Source organism: Pseudomonas sp. NPDC087817, from assembly GCF_044742875.1.
Lineage (GTDB): Bacteria > Pseudomonadota > Gammaproteobacteria > Pseudomonadales > Pseudomonadaceae > Aquipseudomonas.
This window is the reverse complement of the sequence record NZ_JBIUVJ010000134.1, coordinates 1-4,311: the sequence shown is the minus strand read 5'-3', so window position 1 is coordinate 4,311 and position 4,311 is coordinate 1. Positions and strand designations below refer to the sequence as shown.

The following is a 4,311-nucleotide window of genomic DNA, read 5'->3' as shown; positions in this document are numbered from 1 at the left end:
GCTCGCGTGCACCGGATGCGAGGTCCAGGGCGTAGACGCGTGGGCCATCTACCACTGCAACACGCACCTCTTCGGGTTGAGTTGCGTTAATCAGCATTCTTTTCATGTAGTACCGTCGGTTTCCGGGCTGCCGGAAACGGCGTTCGGCACACACGACTTCTCACGGTCGGTGTCAGGAGCGTCGGGAGTGGTTGGCCATTCCCGTGTCCAGCGATGTACGACCAATTGGGCCGATACCGCGACGTACGCGTCCTGCTTGCTGTGGCTACTTAAGCACTCAGTCAGGAGGAGGAATCAACCGTGGCTGTGGACGAGATGAAGCGTCTTGATAAAGCCTATTGCTACACAGTCCAGCGGTTGTGCATCTCCACCCTACACGTATCCCTGATAATTCGGGTGCTGCCGCGCGCAGAATCCGCAGCGGGTTGGCATTTACCGTGAGCTCCGAAAGGGGAGGTCACGCATCATGGCTAATTCAGGCGGTGTTTCCGAAGCGTTCGCTCGGGGTCATCTGCAGCTGACTGCACTTTGTGAACTGGCCTCGAATATTTGCCTGCCGGGCGAGTAGAAACTCTGCTCGGCGGTGTGATTCAGGCCTCATGTCACCTGCGCTTGTTACAACCGCAAACTCCACCGTTACGTAGCGAAAGCCCCGTAGGACGGCCTCGCGTCCTGGTGAATTGCGTTGGTCAGGGCCGGTTTTTGACCGTGGTGCCGCTGTCCAGGCCGCTTTTGGCGGCGTTCGCGACTATAGCAGCAATGATTAAGTGCTTCAATTCCATAAAAATTGTTATCATCCGCGGCATGACAACTACTGCCCCTTCGACTCCAGGCGTTCAATTGCTTGAAGTCTCGCCGGAGTATGCCGGCCAACGAATCGACAATTTCCTCCTCGCCCGGCTCAAAGGCGTGCCCAAGACCTTGATTTACCGCATTTTGCGTAAAGGCGAAGTGCGTGTGAACAAAGGTCGGATCAAGCCCGAATACAAGCTGCAGGCCGGCGATATCGTGCGCGTGCCGCCGGTCCGCGTGCCTGAACGTGACGAGCCGGTGCCTTTGGCGCAAGGTCTGTTGCAGCGCCTGGAAGCCTCGATTGTCTACGAAGACAAAGCCCTGATCGTGATCAACAAGCCCGCCGGCATTGCTGTTCACGGTGGCAGTGGCCTGAATTTCGGTGTGATCGAAGCCTTTCGTCAGTTGCGTCCCGATGCCAAGGAGCTGGAACTCGTTCATCGCCTCGACCGCGACACCTCCGGCCTGCTGATGATCGCCAAGAAGCGCAGCATGCTGCGTCACTTGCACGAAAAGCTGCGTGGCGACGGCGTCGACAAGCGCTACATGGCGCTGGTTCGCGGTAACTGGGCGACCTCGATCAAGCAGGTCAGTGCGCCGTTGCTCAAGAGCAATCTGCGTTCAGGCGAACGCATGGTCGAAGTCAACGACGAAGGCAAAGAAGCCCTGACCGTGTTCAAGGTGCTGCGCCGCTTCGGCGACTTCGCGACTATGGTCGAGGCCAAGCCTGTCACCGGCCGGACCCACCAGATCCGTGTGCACACCTTGCACGCCGGACATTGCATCGCCGGTGACAGCAAGTACGGCGACGACGATTTCACCAAGGAAATCCGTGATCTGGGTGGCAAGCGCCTGTTCCTGCATGCCTACATGCTGACCGTGCCGCTGCCCGATGGCGGCAAGCTGACCTTGCAGGCGCCGGTCGATGAAATGTGGGCCAAGACAGTGGAGCGATTGAGTGCGCCCATCTGATTGCAAACTGCTGATTTTCGATTGGGACGGCACGCTGGCCGACTCCATTCATCGGATTGTCGAGGCGATGCACTCGGCGTCCGCGCGCTCCGGTTTCGAGTTGCGCGATGACTTTGCCGTCAAAGGCATTATCGGTCTGGGCTTGCCCGAAGCGATTCGCACGTTGTATCCCGAGATCAGTGATGCGGAAATGATCGCGTTCCGCGAGTATTACGCCGATCACTACATCGCTGCAGAGGCTGTGCCTTCGCCGTTGTTCGAGGGTGTCGTTGAGTCGATGGCATCCTTTCGTGAGCAGGGCTATCACCTGGCCGTCGCGACCGGCAAGAATCGGCGCGGACTGGACCGGGTGCTCAAGGCCAATGGCTGGGAAGATTATTTCGATATCACCCGCGCTGCCGATGAAACTGCCAGCAAGCCACACCCTCTGATGCTGGAGCAGATCCTTGCGCATTGTGGTGTGCGTGCCGATCAGGCGCTGATGGTAGGGGATTCGTCCTTCGATCTGCTGATGGCGCGCAATGCGGGCATGGCATCTGTGGCGGTCAGTTATGGCGCGCAATCGATCGAATCGCTGCAGCAGTACGAGCCGCGCCTGTCGATCGACCGTTTTTCCGAATTGCATGCCTGGCTGGGTCAGCGGGCTTAATACGATTTTGCTGGGGTGGATGGCATGACCGATGAATGGAAGGCGCCGGCCAAGGCAGAGGCCGACGGCGGTGACGAGAAAAGCTGGAAGCTGTTGGAAAAGACCCTGCTGGCCGGCGTCCAGGAGCAGCGTCGTTCGCGGCGTTGGGGGATCTTCTTCAAGCTGCTGACGTTTGTTTATCTGTTTGTTGCGCTGATCCTGTTCACGCCGTTGATGGACATGGAAAAGAGCGCTACCCGTGGCCCGAATTACACCGCGCTGATCGACGTTACCGGCATGATCGCCGACAAAGAACCGGCCAGTGCCGACAACATCGTCGGCAGCCTGCGTGCGGCGTTCGAGGACAAGAAGGTCAAGGGTGTGATCCTGCGCATTAACAGCCCGGGTGGCAGTCCTGTGCAGTCGGGTTATGTCTACGACGAGATCAAGCGTTTGCGCGGTCTGCATCCGGATACCAAGGTCTATGCGGTGATTTCCGATCTCGGTGCGTCCGGTGCGTATTACATCGCCAGCGCGGCAGATCAGATTTACGCCGATAAGGCGAGCCTGGTCGGTTCCATCGGCGTGACAGCGGCGGGTTATGGTTTTGTCGGCACCATGGAGAAGCTGGGTGTCGAGCGCCGTACGTACACGTCGGGTGAGCACAAATCGTTCCTTGATCCGTTTCAGCCGCAAAAGCCGGAAGAAACTGCGTTCTGGCAAAGCGTGCTGGATACCACGCACAAGCAGTTCATCAATAGCGTCAAGCAGGGGCGTGGTGATCGTCTGAAAGACAAAGAGCATCCGGAGCTGTTCTCTGGGCTGGTCTGGTCTGGCGAGCAGGCGCTGCCGCTGGGCTTGATCGATGGTCTGGGTAATGCCAGTTCCGTTGCGCGTGATGTGATTGGCGAGAAAGAGCTGGTGGACTTCACTGTTCAGGAGTCGCCGTTCGATCGCTTCTCGAAGAAGCTTGGTGCAAGCGTGGCTGAGCAGTTGGCGATGTGGATGGGTTTTCACGGGCCTTCGCTGCGCTAAGAAATCGCGGCATGGAAAAACCGGCCTTGATGGCCGGTTTTTTGTGGCTCAGGGAATCTGCACGCCTTCAACCAGCAGCATGTCGATCAGGCGAATCAGCGGTAGGCCGATCAGGCTGGTGGCGTCAGGGCCTTCGGTGGATTGAAACAGGCTTACGCCGAGGCCTTCAGCTTTGAAGCTGCCAGCGCAGTCGTAAGGTTGCTCGATGCGCAGGTAGCGCTCGATGCGCGTCTCGTCGAGCTGGCGCATGTGCACGGTGAAGGGCACGCAGTCGATCTGACATTGGCCAGTCTGGCTGTTGAGCAGTGCCAGGCCGGTCAGGAAGGTCACGCTGGCACCGCTGGCGGCCAAAAGCTGTTCGCGGGCCTTCTCGAAGGTGTGCGGCTTGCCGATGATCTGCTCGCCGAGCACTGCCACCTGGTCCGAGCCGATAATCAGATGAGCGGGGTGGCTGTCAGCCAGCGCCCGGGCTTTCTGTTCGGCGAGACGTTTGACCAGTTCGATGGCTGACTCGCCCGGGCGGTGACTTTCATCGATATCCGGCGAACTGCAGACGAACGGCAGGTGCAGACGGGCGAGCAGTTCCCGGCGATAAGTCGAGCTTGAAGCAAGTAATAAAGGCAGCATTCGCGTCTCCTGAGGCAGGTGCGAATTCTAACGGAGGCACGCAAGTGACGGACAGGGCACAATTTCCTTTGACATGGGTGGGTGCATCCCTATAATGCTGCGCCTATGTTGAATGACCCGATTCCACCTCACGTTGACCCGCGCAAATTGGCTGACCGTGGCACCACCCTTCAATGTGAACTGCTGCTGGCCGATTTGAAGAGACTCTGCGACCCGCTTTACGACGATGTCGGTACGGTGCAGGCGAAATTCGTTTT

Annotated in this window: 5 protein-coding genes and 1 pseudogene; 4 read left to right on the top strand and 2 right to left on the bottom strand. The window is 58.5% G+C overall.

Annotated elements, in window-relative coordinates; translation table 11 throughout:
* Positions 1–106, bottom strand: a 106-nt coding sequence (locus ACIONG_RS29910) for a hypothetical protein (RefSeq protein ID WP_401304575.1), incomplete at its 3' end; no start/stop codon positions are given.
* 698 nt (positions 107–804) lie between these two features.
* Between ACIONG_RS29910 and rluC the strand changes: the two genes are divergently transcribed.
* Genes rluC through sppA form a run of 3 tightly spaced genes read left to right on the top strand, consistent with a single transcriptional unit; the run spans position 805 to position 3,427 of the window.
* On the top strand, positions 805–1,764 hold the full coding sequence (gene rluC, locus ACIONG_RS29905) for a 23S rRNA pseudouridine(955/2504/2580) synthase RluC (RefSeq protein ID WP_103306709.1): 960 nt from the start codon (positions 805–807) through the stop codon (positions 1,762–1,764).
* A complete protein-coding gene (locus ACIONG_RS29900; RefSeq protein ID WP_401304572.1) occupies positions 1,751–2,413 on the top strand; it encodes an HAD-IA family hydrolase in 663 nt (220 codons plus the stop codon). Before rluC ends, ACIONG_RS29900 begins: the two co-directional genes overlap by 14 nt.
* 24 nt (positions 2,414–2,437) lie before the next feature.
* A complete protein-coding gene (gene sppA / locus ACIONG_RS29895) occupies positions 2,438–3,427 on the top strand; it encodes a signal peptide peptidase SppA (RefSeq protein WP_103306707.1) in 990 nt (329 codons plus the stop codon).
* Positions 3,428–3,475: 48 nt separating this feature from the next.
* Here the strand turns inward: sppA and ACIONG_RS29890 are convergent, their stop codons facing one another.
* Positions 3,476–4,054, bottom strand: coding sequence for a Maf family protein (locus ACIONG_RS29890; protein ID WP_401304569.1), 579 nt, complete (start codon positions 4,052–4,054; stop codon positions 3,476–3,478).
* Between the two features lie 105 nt (positions 4,055–4,159).
* Here ACIONG_RS29890 and ACIONG_RS29885 point away from each other — a divergent pair.
* A pseudogene (locus ACIONG_RS29885) lies at positions 4,160–4,311 on the top strand (metal-binding protein); the annotation flags it as partial.